We start from the raw sequence: 16805 nt of genomic DNA, 5'->3' as shown, positions 1-16805 counted from the left end.
AATCCCGGCGGTTTTTTATCGCACCCGCGCCGGATTGCCGACGACGGTAGAGCCCGCCGGCACGTCACGGGTCACGACCGCGCCGGCACCGATCAGCGCGTCGTCGCCGACGGTGACGCCCGGCACCAGGATCGCGCCGCCGCCGATCCACACATTCGCGCCGATCGTCACCGGCCGGCCGAACTCCACCATCTGCGCGCGCACCGCCGGATCGCGCGGGTGATCGGCCGCGAGGATCTGCACGCCCGGCCCGATCTGCGTCCGGTCGCCGATCGTGACCGCGCACACGTCGAGGATCACGCAGCCGAAGTTGACGAACACCGCGTCCCCGACGGTGATGTTGTAGCCATAGTCGATATGGAACGGCGGGCGGATGTTGACCCCCGCCCCCACCCGCGCCAGCCGTTCGCGCAGCAGCGGCAGGCGATCGTCGGGGCTCCACGACAGCGAGGCGTTGTAGCGGTCCATCCATGCCCCCGCAGCGGCGACATCGCCGACCAGTTCGGCGTCGCTGGCGTCATACAGCTCGCCGGCGATCATCTTCTGCTTTTCGGTCTTCATATCATTCCTTGCGAGCGCAGGCTGGTGTGGCCCTTGGCGCTGATGATGAGATGATCGTGGACGGTGATGCCCAGCGGCTTGCCCGCCGCCGCGATCGTGCGGGTCAGGTCGATGTCGGCGCGGCTGGGGCTGTGATCGCCGCTCGGGTGATTGTGGACGAGGATCAGCGCCGCCGAGCCGAGGTCGAGCGCGCGGCGGATCACTTCGCGGGTATAGATCGGGGCTTCGTCGATCGTGCCTTCGGCCACCAGTTCGTCGCGGATCAACATGTTGCGGCTGTTCAGGTGCAGCACGCGAATCCGTTCGATCGCGTGGTGCGCCATATCGGCGTGGAGATAATCGAGCAGCGCCTGCCAGCTCGACAGCACGGGCCGGGCGATGACCTGTGCCTGCAACATCCGCGTCGCCACGCACTGGACGATGCGGATCGCGGCGACCGAATGCTCGCCCATGCCGGCGACCTTGCCCAGCGCCAGCGGATCCGCCGCCAACAATCCGCCGATCCCGCCGAATTCGTGGAGCAGCATCTTGGCGAGCGGTTTGGTATCGCGGCGTGGGATGACGAGCATCAACAGATATTCGATCAGTTCGTGATCGAGCAGACCCTCGCCACCGTGAGTCACCAAACGCTCGCGCAGGCGCGCGCGGTGGCCGGTGCCGTCGGTGTCTGGCGTGCTCATCGCCGACCACCGGTAGCGGATCGGCCGGCCCTGTGCGAGAGGTCAGCGACAGCGACTTTTCGTTGCGCTGGCGGAACCGCTCGGGGCTTGCCGCGCTTGACCTGACGCGGTGGAGCGGCAACGAGACGGGGCGTGGCAGCGGAGTGGATGGTCTGAGCGGTGGCGACAGCGACGCGGTGACGACCGACGCCCGCCCACGCGGCCGGATGCGGCGGCGCTTCGTGCGCATGTTGCTGTTCGTGTGCCTGATCGTCCTGTCGATCGCGGCGCTCCTGTGGACGCAGCGCAAGCCGATCGCCGACAATCTCGTCCGCCGCGAACTCGAACGGCGCGGCGTCAGCGCGCGCTACCGCGTCGCCGAGATCGGCTTCGGGCGACAACGGCTGGTCGATGTGGTGATCGGGAACCCAAGCCGCCCCGATCTGGTCGCCGACTGGGTCGATGTCGACACCAATATCGGGCTGAACGGCGCGCGCGTGACCGGTGCCCGCGTCGGTCAGGCGCGGTTGCGTGCCACGCTGCGCCCCGACGGCACGGTATCGTTCGGGGAGATCGACAAGCTTTTGCCGCCGCCCTCGGGCAAGCCGTTCGCGCTGCCGGACTTCGCCGTCACGGTGAACGATGGCCGCATCCGGCTGACCACGCCCTATGGCATCGTCGGCCTGAAGGTCGCGGGCAAGGGCCGGTTGCGCGATGGCTTCACCGGGCGACTGGCGGCGGTGTCCGAAGCGTTGGCGTTCAACGGCTGCAAGATCGAACGGCTGGCGAGCGCGCTGTCAGTGCGCATCGTGGGTGGGCGACCGTCGGTGACGGGGCCGGTTCGGGCGCAACGGGCCGCCTGTGGCGAAGTCGCGGTGGTGGTGCCGGTCGCCGATCTCGACCTGTCGCTCGGCGAAACGTTCGATCGCTGGCGGGGCAAGGCCGGCATCCGCGCCGCGCGCGTGACTGCCCCTACAACGCGCGTCGCCGACATCGCCGGCACCATCGCCTTCGAGGGACAGGCCGGCGCGACGCGCGGGACGATCGACCTCACCTCGGGCGCGTTCGCCTTGCCGCAGGCGAGCGGCGCGGGGCTCGGTATCGATGGCCGCTACGCGCTGGAAGGAGCGCCAGCGTTCGAGGGACGGGTGTCGGCCGCCGGCGTGACGCTGCCGCGCGCGACGATCGCCGGCATCGCTTCGGCGAGGCAGGTCGCTGCCGGCTCACCGCTCGATCCGCTGGCGCGCGCCGCCGCCGGTGCCGCCGCTCGTGCCGCCACCCGGTTCGACGTGACTACACGGCTGGCGGCCCGCCCCCTCGCCGCCCGGATCGACAGCGCCGCCGTTCGCAGCGCCAGCGGAGCGCGTCTCTCGCTCACCGACGGGCCGGTGCGGTGGGTATCGGGCAAGGGCGTGACGCTGAACGGCATGGTCGCGATGGCCGGCGGCGGCCTGCCCGATGCGCGGGTCCGCCTGCGCCAGTCCGCGCCGGGCGCGGCGGTGAGCGGCACGGCGACCGTGCAGCCCTACGCCGCCGGCGATGCCCGACTGGCGCTGACCCCGGTCCGCTTCCGCGTCGCCCCCGACGGCGGCACCCGGATCGAAACCGAAGCGACGCTGTCGGGACCGCTTGCCGACGGACGGATCGACAATCTGCACCTGCCGATTGACGCGCGCTGGAACGGGGCGACTTCGATCAGCGTCAATCCCGGTTGCACCCCGGTTGCGTTCGATGGGTTGCGGGTATCGGCGCTGCGCCTCTCGCCGGTTCGCACCCGGCTCTGCGCGATCGACGGGGCGATGCTGCGGCTGGCGAACGGCCGGATCGGCGGCGGCGTGACGGCCGGTCCGCTAACGCTCAACGGGATGCTCGGCGGATCGCCGCTGACGCTGGGTGCGGCTGGCGCGCGGTTCGGCATGGGCGACCTCGGCTTCGCGCTGAGCGGCGTGCGGACCCGGCTCGGCACGCCCGATCGGGTCAGCCTGCTCGACATCGGCACCCTGACCGGACGGATCGCGAATGGTAGCGTCACCGGCGGGTTCACCGGTGGGGAAGGCCAGATCGGCAACGTCCCGCTGCTGATCCGCGAAGCGGCGGGCGATTGGGCATTGCGCCAAGGCATCTTGACGCTGAACGGCACGGTCGGCGTGCGCGATGCCGATGCAGCCCCCCGGTTCGAGCCGCTGCGCAGCGACGACTTCACCCTGACGCTGAACGGCAACACGATCCGCGCGGGCGGCACGCTGAAACATCCGGCGAAGGGCGTCAAAGTCACCGATGTGGCGATCACCCATGATCTCGCCAGCGGTCGCGGCGGGGCCGTGCTCGACGTGCCCGGCATCACCTTCGGCGATTCGTTCCAGCCGAACGAACTGACCCGGCTGACCTTCGGCGTCGTCGCCGATGTGAAGGGCAGCGTGTCGGGACGCGGCGACATCGCATGGTCGCCGCAAGGTGTCACCAGCACCGGCGTTTTCCGCACCGCCGGCACCGATCTTGCCGCCGCCTTCGGTCCGGTCAGCGGGCTGTCGGGCGAAATCCGCTTCACCGACCTGCTCGGCCTCGTCAGTGCGCCGGGACAGGTCGTCACGCTTGCCGAAGTCAATCCGGGCATCGCCGTCACCGATGGCGTCGTCCGCTATCGCCTGATCGAAGGGCAGCGCGTGCAGATCGAGGGTGGGCGCTGGCCGATCGGCGGTGGTGAGATGGTGCTGGAGCCGACGATCCTCGATTTCGCCGAGGACCAGCAACGCCGGCTCACCTTCCGCGTGACGGGCGTGAACGCCGGGCTGTTCCTGCAACAATTCCAGTTCGACAACATCAACGCCTCGGGCACGTTCGACGGCGTGCTGCCGATGATCTTCGATGCCAACGGCGGACGGATCGAGGGCGGCAAGCTGCAATCGCGTGGGTCGGGCAACCTGTCCTACGTCGGCGACGTCACCAAGGAGGATGTCGGCTTCTGGGGCAATCTGGCGTTCCAGGCACTCAAATCGATGAACTATCGCGGGTTGACGATCGAGATGGACGGGCCGCTGGCGGGCGAGATGGTGACGGCGATCCGCTTCTCGGGCGTCAGCCAGGGTCAGGGCACCTACAGCAATTTCCTGATCCGCCGCCTCGCGCGGTTGCCGTTCGTGTTCAACGTGCGGATCAAGGCGCCCTTCCGCCAACTGATCGATTCGGTGCAGAATTATTATGATCCCAAACGGTTGATCGAACGCAATCTGCCAGCACTTCAGGCCGAACAGCGGCGGCAGGAACAGGGCTTGCCCCCCGCCCCGCTCGATACCACCATTCAGCCATCCGAAAGCGAGACTGTGCCATGAGCGAAACGGTGACGAGGATGCGATTCCTGACGATCGGAGCGGCGGCGCTGGCCGCCGGTGGGTGCGTGAACGTTTCCGCGCCCGACAAGCCGATCGTCATCAATCTCAACATCAACATCACGCAGGAAGTGGTGTATCGTCTCGATGGTGAGGCGAAGACGCTGATCCAGGACAATCCAGGGATATTCTGACCATGCACGCATTTGTTAAATTCGGCCTTGCCGCAGCGGCGCTGGTGGCGATCGGCGGAATCGCGGGCACCGCATGGGCGCAGCGCGATCCGGCCTATCAGGCGGCGCGCGCGGCCGGCCAGGTCGGCGAACAGCCCGATGGCTATCTGGGTGTCGTCGGTGGCGGATCGGCCGATCTGCGCGCACTGGTCGCCAACATCAATATCCAGCGCAAGGCCGCCTATACCCGCGGCGCGCAGGCCGGCGCGACCGTCGAGCAGTTCGCGTTCGTCTCGGGCTGCAACCTGGTCGCCCAGACCAAGCCGGGCGAGAAATACAAGACGCCGGGCGGCGAATGGGCGACCCGGGGCAGCGGCCCGGCGGAGCGCGATCCGCGCTGCGTTTGAGAGGTAACGGCCGTCGTCCCGGCTCAAGCCGGGATGGCGAGCGGATTGAAGGCCAGTCCAGCCACCATGAAGCATGCGTCATCCCGGCGAAGGCTGGGATCTCTCGCGGATAGCGCGAGACAGGAGCCGCTTGAGGCCCCGGCCTTCGCTGGGGCGACGCTTCCGCTGCAACGGATCGGTCGCTAAGCGGGACGTTCCATATAGACGGCGTCGGGTCCGAACCCCTCCGCGCCGCCGGCCACGGGACGAAAACCGAGCCGTGACCAGTATCCGTCGGCCCCGCCGACGGCGATCAGTGCAAGCGTTTCGATGCCCTTCGCGCGTGCTGCCTCTATGAGCAGTGGCAGCAACCGCTCGACGGCACGCTGTCCCCGCCCCTCGCCCGCGACGACGACGTCGTGGAGATACCAGCAGTCGGCGTTCGTTGGAACGCTGCCCAGCATCGCGTGCATCGCCGGCGGCGCGAACCGCCGCCACGGATGGCTGATGCAATGGCCGAAGACCGTATCGTCGGCGATCAGCACGTGGCACCCCGCCGGGGCCAGCGCGATCCGTTCGGCGTATAGTCCCGCCGTCTCGCCATACTCGCCCAGCTCGGCGCGGGCGAGTATGGCGACGGCGGACGCATCCGCCGCCGTCGCCCGACGCCACTCAGCCACCGAGGGCGGTCTTCAATCGGCCGAAGAAGCCGCTCGATTCGGGGCATTCCTCGCCGGTTTCGGTTTCGCGGAAGGCTTCGAGCAGTTCCTTCTGCCGCGCCGACAGCCGGGTCGGCGTCTCGACCTCGATATGGATCACCATGTCGCCATGGCCGCGTCCCTGCAGCACCGGCATGCCCGCGCCGCGCTGGCGCAATTCCTTGCCCGACTGGATGCCGGGAGGAATACGGATGCTGTGGGTCGCACCGTCCAGCCCCGGAATATCGATCGTCCCGCCCAGCGCCGCCGTCGTGAAGCTGATCGGCGCGCGGGCATGGAGCGCCGTGCCCTCACGTTCGAACAGCGCATGGCGTTTGACGTGGAGGAAGATGTAGAGGTCGCCCGACGGCGCACCGCGCGCACCCGCCTCACCCTCACCCGTCAGACGGATGCGCGTGCCCTCATCGACGCCGGGGGGCACGTTGACCTGCAACGTCTTGGTCTGTTCGACCCGGCCCTCGCCGTTGCAGACCGGGCATGGATCGGCGATTACCTGCCCCGCGCCGTGGCACGTCGGGCAGGCGCGTTCGACGACGAAGAACCCCTGTTGCGCCCGCACCTTGCCGTGGCCGGCGCAGGTCTGGCAGGTCCGCGCCTTGGTTCCCGGCGTCGCACCGCTGCCGCCGCACGGGCTGCACGCGGTCGAGACATCGACGGTGATCTGCGTCTGATGGCCGTGATAGGCTTCCTCGAGCGACACTTCCATGTCGTAGCGCAGGTCGGCACCGCGCCGGGGGCCGGCACGGCCCTGCCGCCCGCCACCCATGAACTCGCCGAACACGCTTTCGAAAATATCGGAAAAGCCGTTGAAATCCTGCGCACCGCCGCCGCCGGGGCCGCCCGCCCCCTGCCGGAACGCGGCATGGCCGTAGCGATCATAGGCCGCGCGCTTCTGCGGATCCTTCAGGCAGTCATAGGCCTCGTTGATCGCCTTGAACTTGGCCTCGCTGTCCTTGCAGCCGGCATTCTTGTCGGGATGATACCGGATCGCGAGCTTGCGATAGGACGATTTGATCGTGCCTGCATCCGCGGTGCGCTCGCATTCGAGCAGTTCGTAGAAATCGACTTCGGTGGTCATCGGAAAACCCCAAAAGCCCTCTCCCCTTCAGGGGAGAGGGTTGGGAGAGGGGAAATCACGCAACGTAACCCCCCTCTCCCCGGCCCTCTCCCCTGAAGGGGAGAGGGAGCAGTCCTTACGCCTTCTGGCTGTCGTCCACTTCCGAGAACTCGGCGTCGACCACGTCGTCGGCCTTGTCCGCGGTGGCATCGGCAGCGGGCGCGCTTTCTGCCTGCTGCTGCTTTTCGTAGATCGCCTGACCCAGCTTCATCGCGACCTGCGCCAGCGCCTGGCTCTTTTCGGTCATGCGCTCGCTGTCGCCGCTTTCGACCGCCGACTTCGTCTCGGCGATCGCCGCCTCGATCTCGGACTTGAGTGCAGCGTCGACCTTGTCGCCATTGTCGGCGAGCTGACGCTCGGTGGTGTGGATCAGCGATTCGGCGTTGTTCTTCGCTTCCGCCGACGCACGCCGCTTCTTATCCTCTTCGGCGAACTGCTCGGCATCGCGCACCATCTGGTCGATGTCGCCGTCCGACAGGCCGCCCGAGGCCTGGATGCGGATCTGCTGTTCCTTGCCGGTGCCCTTGTCCTTGGCCGACACGTTGACGATGCCGTTGGCGTCGATGTCGAACGTGACCTCGATCTGCGGCACGCCGCGCGGGGCCGACGGGATGCCGACCAGATCGAACTGGCCGAGCATCTTGTTGTCGGCGGCCATTTCGCGCTCGCCCTGAAACACGCGGATCGTCACTGCCTGCTGATTGTCGTCGGCGGTCGAATAGACCTGGCTCTTCTTGGTCGGGATCGTCGTGTTGCGATCGATCATCCGCGTCATGATGCCGCCCAGCGTCTCGATGCCCAGCGACAGCGGGGTCACGTCGAGCAGCAGCACGTCCTTCACGTCACCCTGCAACACGCCGGCCTGAATCGCGGCACCGATCGCCACGACCTCGTCGGGGTTCACGCCGGTGTGCGGCTCCTTGCCGAAGAACTGCTTCACGACTTCGCGGACGCGCGGCATGCGCGTCATGCCACCGACCAGCACGACCTCGTCGATCGCGCTCGCCTGCACGCCGGCATCAGCCAGCGCCTTCTTGCACGGCTCGAGCGTCCGCTTGACCAGATCCTCGACCAGCCGTTCCAGATCGGCGCGGGTGATCGACTTGACGAGGTGCTTCGGACCGGTCGCATCCGCCGTGATGAACGGCAGGTTGACGTCGGTCGTCTGCGTCGAGGACAGCTCGATCTTGGCCTTTTCCGCAGCTTCCTTCAGCCGCTGCAGTGCCAGCTTGTCTTTGGTCAGATCGATGCCTTCGACCTTCTTGAACTCGTCCGCCAGGAACTGGACGATCTTGGCGTCGAAATCCTCACCGCCGAGGAAGGTGTCGCCGTTGGTCGACTTCACCTCGAACACACCGTCGCCGATCTCGAGGACCGAGATGTCGAAGGTGCCGCCGCCAAGGTCATAGACCGCGATGGTCTTGTTGTTGTCCTTGTCGAGACCATAGGCGAGCGCTGCCGCCGTCGGCTCGTTGATGATGCGCAGCACTTCGAGGCCGGCGATCTTGCCGGCGTCCTTGGTCGCCTGACGCTGGGCATCGTTGAAGTACGCCGGCACGGTGATGACCGCCTGCGTCACGGTTTCGCCGAGATACGACTCCGCCGTTTCCTTCATCTTCTGCAGGATGAACGCGCTGATCTGCGACGGCGAATATTCCTCGCCACCCGCCTTCACCCACGCATCGCCGTTCGGACCACGGGCGATCGCGTAGGGAACCAGCTCGGTGTCCTTCTTGGTGACGGGATCGTCGAAGCGGCGGCCGATCAGGCGCTTCACCGCGAAGATCGTGTTGTCGCCGTTCGTCACCGCCTGACGCTTGGCGGGCTGGCCGATCAGCCGCTCGCCGTCCTTCGCGAAGGCGACGATCGACGGCGTGGTACGCGCGCCCTCCGCATTTTCGATGACCTTGGGGCTTCCGCCCTCCATCACCGCGACGCAGCTGTTGGTCGTGCCCAGATCGATGCCGATAACTTTAGCCATGGTCCCTCATTGGCCCCCGGGTTGAAAGAATGCCTGAAACCCGCCGCCTGGGGAGGCGCTCACGGGTCGTTACGTCGGCGGATATAGGCAGGGTTCGCCTTGCCGCAAGATTATGCCGGGCATAGGGAACCGTATCGAAGTGGGAGCGTGGGCGTGAAGACACGGTGGCCGGGGCTGATGATGGCAGCGATGCTGGCGGGATGTCAGCCGCCGACGACAGTCGATGACGCCTGGGTACGCCTGCCCGCCGTGCCGGGACGGCCGGCGGCGGCCTACGCCATCCTCTCCCCCGGATCGTCCGACGATGCGTTGATCGGCATCACCACCCCGGCGGCGGGCCGCGTCGAATTGCACGAGAGCATGAACGGTCATGGCGGCATGGCAGGGATGCGGCCGTTGCAACGCCTGCCGCTGCCGCGTGACCGGACGGCCGCTCTCAAACCCGGCGGCGCGCATGCGATGCTGTTCGATCTGACCGGCGATCTGCGCGCGGGAGGCACGATCCCGCTAACCTTCCGGTTCGACCGGCAAGGGGACGTCACCGTTGCCGCCCGGCTGGTCGGTGCGGGCGATCCAGTTCCCGAATGAAGCGCCCGCTCACTCCGGCCGAAGTCGATCTCGCCCGCACGATGTTCGGCGATACCATCGCCTATGACCGGGCGCGCGTCGCGAACGCGAAATGGGCGTTCTTCCAACCAAAACAGGTCGCGATGGCGCCGACCGGCTGCATCCATTTCCATCCGCAGGGCACGCTCTACCGCGACGATTTCGCGTCGGCCGGGCGCGATCTCGCCGCGCTGTTCCTGCATGAGATGATGCACATCCATCAGACGCAGCACCGGGGCCGCTACTGGCTGCCGCTGATGCGTCACCCCTTCTGCACCTATCGCTACACGATCGTACCGGCCAAGCCGTTCGACGCCTATGGCATCGAGCAGCAGGGCGAGATCGTGCGGCATGCCTTCCTGTTGCGGCAGGGGGTGCGGCTGGCAGACAAGCCGCCGCTGGAGGTGTACGAGGCGCTGCTGCCGTTCGGCAGGTGACGCGCGGCCTTAGCCCGGCAACTGCCAGGTCACGTAGCGCGTCGAATAGGATTTGACCGGCTTGCCCGCGGCATCCAGTGCCGGACTGTAGCGCCCGCGCCTGGTCACGGCGTCGCAGGCGGCGGTATCCAGATCCGCCACCCCCGAGGATCGCAATATCCTGCAATCCGCTACCCGCCCCTGCGGCGAGATCGTCCAGCCGATCAGCACCCGCCCCTGCTTGCGCGCGATAAAGGCGGCGGTCGGATAATCGTCGGGCGTGATCCAGTTGCGTCTGGGATTGTCGCCCGGTGCCGGACCTGCACGGGTTGCTACCGCGGCAATTTTGGAGGCATCATATCCCCAATGCTGCAACAGATCGGCTTCGCAGCGTCTCAAGGCGGCCAGGACCGGTTGCCGCAACGACAATGCCACCGTCAGCGGCGCGCTGCGCCCGGCACGCATCGTCACGACGGGGCTGTCGACCAGTCGTTCCAGCGATTGTCTGGAAATATAATAGGTGATCGCGGCGCGCTTGCCGTCGGGCAGGTGAACGCGCGTCCCCTTGCCCGGTTCATCGACGGTCCCGGACGGGGTCGATAGCGTGACGTCGATCTCGCCCTGTGGACCAAGCCGCGAGCGCGGACCGAACACCACCGACTGGATGGTATCGCCGAACGGCGTCGGTTTGAACCCGATGGTGATCGGCGTTGCCACATCGCCATAGGCCCGGCTGACGACGCAAAGGTCGTCGGCATATTCCACGTTCCAACTGGAAACCGGAGCAAGCGGCGCGGTGGCGGGGGTCTGTCCCGTCAGAAGCATCGCCGCCATTGTCCACCGCATCATCCGCTCTGTTCCTCCCTGCCGGACCATGACCATTTCGCATGGCGCCGCCGTTCGCAAGCAGCATCGTGCGCGCCGGTCGGGCAAGCGTAACCCACCGGAACTTCGCGCCATATCGATTGGTTGGCGCAGCGAAACGATCCGAACGCCCTGTCCGAAAGCCTTGCCCGTGATGACCACCCGTACCGGTGCTACCCTTCTCGCCCGTCTCGGCTTTGCGGCGCGTGGCATCGTCTACTGGATCGTCGGGTGGTTCGCGATCGATGCCGCGCTGCGCGGGGGCAAGGTCGGCGACAATCAGGGCGCGATCGCCAGCCTTGCCGACGAGCCGTTCGGGGAAGTGCTGCTGGGACTGATGGCAGCGGGGCTGGCCGGCTATGCGCTGTGGCGGCTGACCGAGGCACTGACCGATCCCGAGGCGCGGGGAACGTCGCTGAAAGGCGCCTTCCGGCGCGCCGGCCATGCGATCAGCGGGATCGCCCATGTCATCCTCGCATGGACCGCCGCGCGACTGGCGATGCACACCACCAGCGCCGGTGGCCGGGTGGGCGGCGAGGAAAGCACGCACGACTGGACCGCATGGCTGCTCGACCAGCCGCTCGGCCGCGGACTGGTAGCGCTGGTCGCCTGCGGTTTGATCGCGGCGGCGGCACAACAGGCGAAGAAGGCATGGGACGGCGGTTTCGTCCGTGACCTTTCGGCGGGCGCACCGATCCCGGCGCATGTCTGCACGATCGGACGGATCGGCTATGGCGCGCGGGCGCTGGTCTTCGCGCTGATCGCCGTGTTTTTCGCCACGGCGGCATGGGCGGCCAATGCCAGCAAGGTGGGTGGCATGGCCCATGCCCTCGCGACGTTGCAGCGCCAGTCGGGCGGCCAATGGCTTCTCGCCGCAACCGGACTCGGCTTCATCGCATTCGGGGTCTACAGCATGGTCGAGGCTCGCTGGCGGCGGATTACCGTCGATCTGCCGGCGTGAACGATCGACCCGCGCTCGAAGCCCGCTGGATGGAACTGACCCGCCGGACCCTGCCCGCACTCGCTGGGTCGCGCGGCTGGCCGGTCCGCGCCGATCATTGTTTCCAGCGTATCCTGCTCGACAATGCCTGTGGCGGGCGGTGGTACGATCATGTCGCGGGGCGCCCCGCCTATACCCATGCCGACGTCGCCATCCTCGAACGGGCGGTCGCGCTTGGCGAAACGGCGATTGCCGGAACCCGGGACATGGCCGACCTCAACCGCCGCTCGCTCGACTGGCGCGGCAAACTTGCCCCCTCGAAACCGGACGGCGCGAACCCCATGTCCCGCTCTGGCCAATCCACAAGAACGAAGATAGAACGGACCGCATGAGCCTGACCCATATCTCCGTCCGCGGTGCGCGGGAGCACAACCTCAAGGGCGTCGACATCGACATCCCGCGCGATACGCTGACGGTCATCACCGGGCTGTCCGGGTCGGGCAAGTCGAGCCTCGCGTTCGACACCATCTATGCCGAGGGGCAACGGCGCTACGTCGAGTCGCTGTCGGCCTATGCGCGCCAGTTCCTCGAACTGATGCAGAAGCCCAATGTCGAGCATATCGAGGGCCTCTCCCCCGCCATCTCGATCGAGCAGAAGACGACGAGCCGCAACCCGCGCTCGACCGTCGCGACCGTCACCGAAATCTACGACTATATGCGCCTGCTCTGGGCGCGGGTCGGCGTCCCCTATTCGCCCGCGACCGGCCTGCCGATCAGCGCGCAGACCGTCAGCCAGATGGTCGACCGGGTATTGGTGCTGACCGAGGGCACGCGGCTGCTGCTGCTGGCCCCGGTCGTGCGCGGGCGCAAGGGCGAGTATCGCAAAGAGCTGGCGGAGTGGCAGAAGGCCGGGTTCCAGCGCGTGCGGGTGAACGGCGAAGTGCATCTGATCGAGGATGCGCCGGTGCTCGACAAGAAGTTCAAGCACGACATCGAGATCGTCGTCGACCGGCTGGTGGTGAACCCGGAAGCGGCGACGCGCCTTGCCGAGAGTTTCGAGACGGCGCTCAAGCTGGCGGATGGGCTGGCCTATGTCGATCTGGTCGACACCACGGTCGCGCAAGCGCAGTCGGGCAATCCGCCGATCCCCAGCGAACAGGGCGATCGTGCGACCGAGGCCGCGCCGCAGACCGGCAAGCTGAAAGGTGCCGGCATCCCCGACAACCGCATCGTGTTTTCGGAAAAATTCGCCTGTCCGGTCAGCGGGTTCACGATCAGCGAGATCGAACCGCGCCTGTTCAGCTTCAACGCCCCGCAGGGCGCGTGCCCGGCGTGCGATGGCCTTGGCGAACGGCTGGAGTTCGACGAGGACCTGATCGTCCCCAATCACGAGCTGAGCATCAAGAAGGGTGCGGTGGTGCCTTGGGCGAAATCCAATCCGCCCTCTCCCTATTACATGCAGGTGCTGGGGTCGCTGGCGAAGGCGTTCGCCTTCTCGCTCGACACGCCGTGGAAGGAATTGCCCGAAGAGGCGCAGCGGGTGATCCTGCACGGCACCGCCGGCAAGCCGGTGACGCTGACCTTTATCGACGGCAAGAAGTCCTATGACGTCAAGAAGCCGTTCGAGGGGGTGCTCGGCAACCTCAACCGGCGGATGCTGTCGACCGAAAGCGCGTGGATGCGCGAGGAACTGTCGAAATATCAGGCGTCGCAGCCGTGCGAAACCTGCCACGGCGCGCGGCTGAAGCCCGAAGCGCTGGCGGTGAAGGTGGCGATGCAGGACATCGCCTATGCCACGCATCTGTCGGTGGTCGACGCGCTGCGCTTCTTCGAGGCGCTGCCCGAGCATTTCAACGACCAGCAAAAGGCGATCGCCCAGTCGATCCTCAAGGAAATCGTCGAGCGGCTGGGCTTCCTCAACAATGTCGGGCTCGATTATCTCAACCTCGACCGGACCAGCGGCACGCTGTCGGGCGGCGAAAGCCAGCGCATCCGCCTCGCCAGCCAGATCGGCAGCGGGTTGTCGGGTGTGCTCTACGTTCTCGACGAACCATCGATCGGACTGCACCAGCGCGACAACGACATGCTGCTCGCGACGCTGCGGCGGCTGCGCGACCTTGGCAACACCGTGCTGGTGGTCGAGCATGACGAGGATGCGATCCGCACCGCCGATTACGTGATCGACATGGGGCCGGGCGCGGGCGTCCATGGCGGCGAAGTCGTCGCCAAGGGAACGCTGAAACAGTTGCTCAAGGCCAAGGGATCGATCACTGCCGATTACCTCAATGGCACGCGATCGGTGCCGCTGCCGGAGAAACGTCGCAAGGGCAATGGCAAGAAACTGACGGTGCATAATGCCACCGCCAACAACCTGACCGGCGTTACCGCGTCGCTGCCGCTCGGCACCTTCACCTGCATCACCGGCGTGTCGGGATCGGGCAAGTCGAGCTTCACCATCGACACGCTCTATGCCGCCGCCGCCCGCACGCTGAACGGCGCGCGGATCGTGCAGGGCAAGCATGACAAGATCACTGGGCTGCAATATCTCGACAAGGTGATCGACATCGACCAGTCGCCGATCGGCCGCACCCCGCGGTCGAACCCGGCGACCTACACCGGTGCCTTCACCCAGATCCGCGACTGGTTCGCCGGACTGCCCGAAGCGCAGGCGCGCGGCTACAAGCCCGGCCGGTTCAGCTTCAACGTGAAGGGGGGCCGGTGCGAGGCATGCCAGGGCGACGGCGTGCTCAAGATCGAGATGCACTTCCTGCCCGACGTCTATGTCGAATGCGATGTCTGCCACGGCGCGCGCTACAATCGTGAAACGCTGGAGGTGAAGTTCAAGGGGCACAGCATCGCCGACGTGCTCGACATGACCGTCGAGGACGCGGTCGAGTTCTTCAAGGCGGTGCCGCCGATCCGCGACAAGATGGCGATGCTCGCCGAGGTCGGCCTGGGCTATGTCAAGGTTGGCCAACAGGCGACGACGCTGTCGGGTGGCGAGGCGCAGCGGGTGAAGCTGGCCAAGGAACTGGCGCGACGCGCGACCGGCAACACGCTCTACATTCTCGACGAACCGACCACAGGGCTGCATTTCGAGGATGTGCGCAAGCTGCTCGAAGTACTCCACCAACTGGTGGAACAGGGCAATACCGTGGTGGTGATCGAACATAATCTGGATGTCATCAAGACCGCCGACTGGATATTGGACATGGGACCCGAAGGCGGCGTGAAGGGCGGCCGCGTCGTCGCCGAAGGCACCCCGGAAAAGGTCGCTGCGGTCGAGGGCAGCTTTACCGGACGCTATCTGAAGCCGCTGCTGACCCCGGCCAAGGCGCAGGCGGCGGAGTGAGCGACCGATAGCGACGTCGAAGGAACATCCGAGCGCGCGCGACATTTCGACTTCATCTGCATCAAGTGAAGGATCGTCTCATGCGCGCGCTCACCCTCGGCATCGTCGCTGCCGCGACGCTGGTTTCCGGTTGCTCGGACTATGGCATGGGCAGTCCCCGCTATGCTGACGCCGGTGGCTACAGCCGGTACGATTGGGACCGCCCCGATCCCGCCTACAACGGCTATGACGCCGCGCGCTATTATCGCGACGACCGCCGCTATAACGAGCGCCGCCTGTCGTCGAACGAGCGGGTCTATGTCGGGCAGGACGGCCGCTATTATTGCCGCCGCAACGACGGCACCACCGGCCTGATTATCGGTGGCCTTGCGGGCGGCGCGCTCGGCACCGCGATCGCCCCCGGCGGGTCGGGCCTGCTCGGCGCGATCATCGGCGGCGTTGCCGGTGCGGCAGGTGGCAAGGCGATCGATCGCAACAACGTCCGCTGCCGCTGACGCCAGCGCGGATCAAAGTCGAGGGGCCGGGGCGGTTCTGCCGCTCCGGCCCCTTGTATTCGTTCGTCCAGTTACCATCTACAGGCCGCTACAGTCGCAAATCGACGGTTTCCTGCTTTGCGGCATGGTCCTTCTTTCCCTGCTGCCTCTGGCAACGGGCGCGGGCTGTTCCGCCGCCCGGAACGCTTGGAAGGAAAATCTTCATGGCCATTCTTGGTACCGTCAAATTCTTCAACACCGACAAGGGCTATGGTTTCATTGCGCCGGACAATGGCGGCAACGATGCCTTCGTTCACATTTCGGCCGTTGAGCGCGCCGGCATGATTACGCTGAACCAGAATCAGCGCGTCGGCTACGAACTGGAAGAAGACCGTCGCGGCAAGATGAGCGCAGTCAACCTGACTGCCGCTGACTGATCCGTGTACCGGGCGCGCCTTCCGGCGCGCCCGCATTCAGCCGAAAGACCCGACCCTTGGCAGACAGCCCCGAAGCCTATCGCACCCGTGCCGCCGTCGAGCGGGCGAATGCCGATGCCGCGACGCTCGACAATGTGCGTGATCGCTGCCTGCGCGCCGAACAGGCGTGGACCGCGATGGCCGACCGTGCCGAACGCACGACCGAACAGCGCCTGATCCGCGAAGCCGCAACCGCCAAGCGGACCGATCCTGCCACGGCCAATTGAACCCTTCGCTCGTTCCGCCCGTTATCGGGATGACGCAAAAGGAACGATGATGGTCAAGCATACCAACCATAAAGTGAAAATGCCGCCAACGGCCGGCATTTCAACAATCCGCACCCTGGCGCTCGCCGCGACCGGTGTCGCCGTCGGCCTTTTCGGCGTCCTGCTCGCCCGACGGCGTCCGGGCAATGCCGAACATACCGCCCCCGATCTCGCGCTGGACCAGCCCCGCCCCGGGTCGACCGGTCGTGCGCCAGAAGCGTTCCGTCCCGATCCCACCGCCGCCGTACCGGCAAGCGAGCGCGAAGGACTGCGCCCCGCGACCGGCCCGGTGCCGACGATCGTCGAACCGCGCGGCAGCATGCGTTCGCAAATCGGCTGACTGGCTTGACCGGAGCGACATCGGCCTAGAGCATAATCCGAACGGCGTGAATCGTTGAGGGATTCCCAAGGGGACTGAAGTCTGATTCAAGCCTGTCACCGGCGACAGGAGGCCGGTCAGATGGGCAAGCCGTTATCGATGGACCTGCGG

The 16805-nt window shown here is 66.6% G+C and carries 18 protein-coding genes; 12 read left to right on the top strand and 6 right to left on the bottom strand.

Going from position 1 to position 16805, the window contains the following annotated elements; all coding sequences use genetic code 11:
- Positions 1-15 precede the first annotated feature (15 nt).
- Positions 16-561 carry a sugar O-acetyltransferase gene (locus tag LRA89_RS19020; protein WP_230772561.1) on the bottom strand — a complete coding sequence of 182 codons (546 nt, stop codon included), beginning with the start codon at positions 559-561 and terminating at the stop codon, positions 16-18.
- Positions 558-1241: a RadC family protein gene (radC, locus tag LRA89_RS19015; RefSeq protein ID WP_230772560.1), complete on the bottom strand. Its 684-nt coding sequence runs from the start codon at positions 1239-1241 to the stop codon at positions 558-560. Before radC ends, LRA89_RS19020 begins: the two co-directional genes overlap by 4 nt.
- A gap of 32 nt (positions 1242-1273) precedes the next feature.
- On the opposite strand from radC, the gene LRA89_RS19010 reads away from it, so the two are divergent.
- The 3 genes from LRA89_RS19010 to LRA89_RS19000 are packed head-to-tail and all read left to right on the top strand — an operon-like array spanning position 1274 to position 5126.
- On the top strand, positions 1274-4549 hold the full coding sequence (locus tag LRA89_RS19010) for a YdbH domain-containing protein (RefSeq protein ID WP_230772559.1): 3276 nt from the start codon (positions 1274-1276) through the stop codon (positions 4547-4549).
- Positions 4546-4740, top strand: coding sequence for a YnbE family lipoprotein (locus tag LRA89_RS19005; protein WP_055759467.1), 195 nt, complete (start codon positions 4546-4548; stop codon positions 4738-4740). The genes LRA89_RS19010 and LRA89_RS19005 overlap by 4 nt, the downstream gene beginning before the upstream one ends.
- Before the next feature lie 2 nt (positions 4741-4742).
- Positions 4743-5126, top strand: a complete 384-nt coding sequence (locus LRA89_RS19000) for a YdbL family protein (RefSeq protein WP_055759464.1) — start codon at positions 4743-4745, stop codon at positions 5124-5126.
- Between the two features lie 182 nt (positions 5127-5308).
- Here the strand turns inward: LRA89_RS19000 and LRA89_RS18995 are convergent, their stop codons facing one another.
- From LRA89_RS18995 to dnaK, 3 genes are all read right to left on the bottom strand, one after another.
- Positions 5309-5785: a GNAT family N-acetyltransferase gene (locus tag LRA89_RS18995; RefSeq protein WP_230772558.1), complete on the bottom strand. Its 477-nt coding sequence runs from the start codon at positions 5783-5785 to the stop codon at positions 5309-5311.
- Positions 5778-6902: a molecular chaperone DnaJ gene (gene dnaJ / locus LRA89_RS18990; RefSeq protein ID WP_230772557.1), complete on the bottom strand. Its 1125-nt coding sequence runs from the start codon at positions 6900-6902 to the stop codon at positions 5778-5780. The genes LRA89_RS18995 and dnaJ overlap by 8 nt, the downstream gene beginning before the upstream one ends.
- A 115-nt stretch (positions 6903-7017) precedes the next feature.
- Positions 7018-8922 (bottom strand): molecular chaperone DnaK, encoded by a 1905-nt coding sequence (gene dnaK / locus LRA89_RS18985; RefSeq protein ID WP_230772555.1) that lies wholly within the window; start codon positions 8920-8922, stop codon positions 7018-7020.
- A gap of 153 nt (positions 8923-9075) precedes the next feature.
- Here dnaK and LRA89_RS18980 point away from each other — a divergent pair, with 153 nt between their 5' ends.
- Positions 9076-9510, top strand: coding sequence for a copper chaperone PCu(A)C (locus tag LRA89_RS18980; protein ID WP_230772553.1), 435 nt, complete (start codon positions 9076-9078; stop codon positions 9508-9510).
- Complete coding sequence (locus LRA89_RS18975) at positions 9507-9965, top strand: vgr related protein (protein ID WP_230772552.1); 459 nt, start codon at positions 9507-9509, stop codon at positions 9963-9965. The genes LRA89_RS18980 and LRA89_RS18975 overlap by 4 nt, the downstream gene beginning before the upstream one ends.
- Before the next feature lie 9 nt (positions 9966-9974).
- On the opposite strand, the gene LRA89_RS18970 is transcribed toward LRA89_RS18975, so the two are convergent.
- Positions 9975-10793 (bottom strand): energy transducer TonB, encoded by an 819-nt coding sequence (locus LRA89_RS18970; RefSeq protein WP_230772551.1) that lies wholly within the window; start codon positions 10791-10793, stop codon positions 9975-9977.
- A gap of 169 nt (positions 10794-10962) precedes the next feature.
- Between LRA89_RS18970 and LRA89_RS18965 the strand changes: the two genes are divergently transcribed.
- The 7 genes from LRA89_RS18965 to LRA89_RS18935 all read left to right on the top strand — a co-directional run bounded on the left by LRA89_RS18965 (position 10963) and on the right by LRA89_RS18935 (position 16655).
- Positions 10963-11769, top strand: coding sequence for a DUF1206 domain-containing protein (locus LRA89_RS18965; protein WP_230772550.1), 807 nt, complete (start codon positions 10963-10965; stop codon positions 11767-11769).
- Positions 11766-12140, top strand: coding sequence for a GCN5-related N-acetyltransferase (locus tag LRA89_RS18960; RefSeq protein WP_230772549.1), 375 nt, complete (start codon positions 11766-11768; stop codon positions 12138-12140). Before LRA89_RS18965 ends, LRA89_RS18960 begins: the two co-directional genes overlap by 4 nt.
- Positions 12137-15100, top strand: coding sequence for an excinuclease ABC subunit UvrA (gene uvrA / locus LRA89_RS18955; RefSeq protein WP_230772548.1), 2964 nt, complete (start codon positions 12137-12139; stop codon positions 15098-15100). Before LRA89_RS18960 ends, uvrA begins: the two co-directional genes overlap by 4 nt.
- An 80-nt stretch (positions 15101-15180) precedes the next feature.
- Entirely contained in the window at positions 15181-15594 is a 414-nt protein-coding gene (locus LRA89_RS18950; protein ID WP_056497910.1) for a hypothetical protein, read from the top strand.
- Positions 15595-15797: 203 nt separating this feature from the next.
- Entirely contained in the window at positions 15798-16010 is a 213-nt protein-coding gene (locus LRA89_RS18945; RefSeq protein WP_055759437.1) for a cold-shock protein, read from the top strand.
- A gap of 56 nt (positions 16011-16066) precedes the next feature.
- Positions 16067-16276 carry a hypothetical protein gene (locus LRA89_RS18940; protein WP_055759434.1) on the top strand — a complete coding sequence of 70 codons (210 nt, stop codon included), beginning with the start codon at positions 16067-16069 and terminating at the stop codon, positions 16274-16276.
- A 49-nt stretch (positions 16277-16325) separates the two neighbouring features.
- A complete protein-coding gene (locus tag LRA89_RS18935) occupies positions 16326-16655 on the top strand; it encodes a hypothetical protein (RefSeq protein WP_230772546.1) in 330 nt (109 codons plus the stop codon).
- The last annotated feature ends 150 nt before the right edge of the window (positions 16656-16805 follow it).

Source organism: Sphingomonas sp. Leaf4 (assembly GCF_920939515.1).
Taxonomy (GTDB): Bacteria; Pseudomonadota; Alphaproteobacteria; order Sphingomonadales; family Sphingomonadaceae; genus Sphingomonas.
This window is presented reverse-complemented; position numbering and strand designations above follow the sequence as displayed.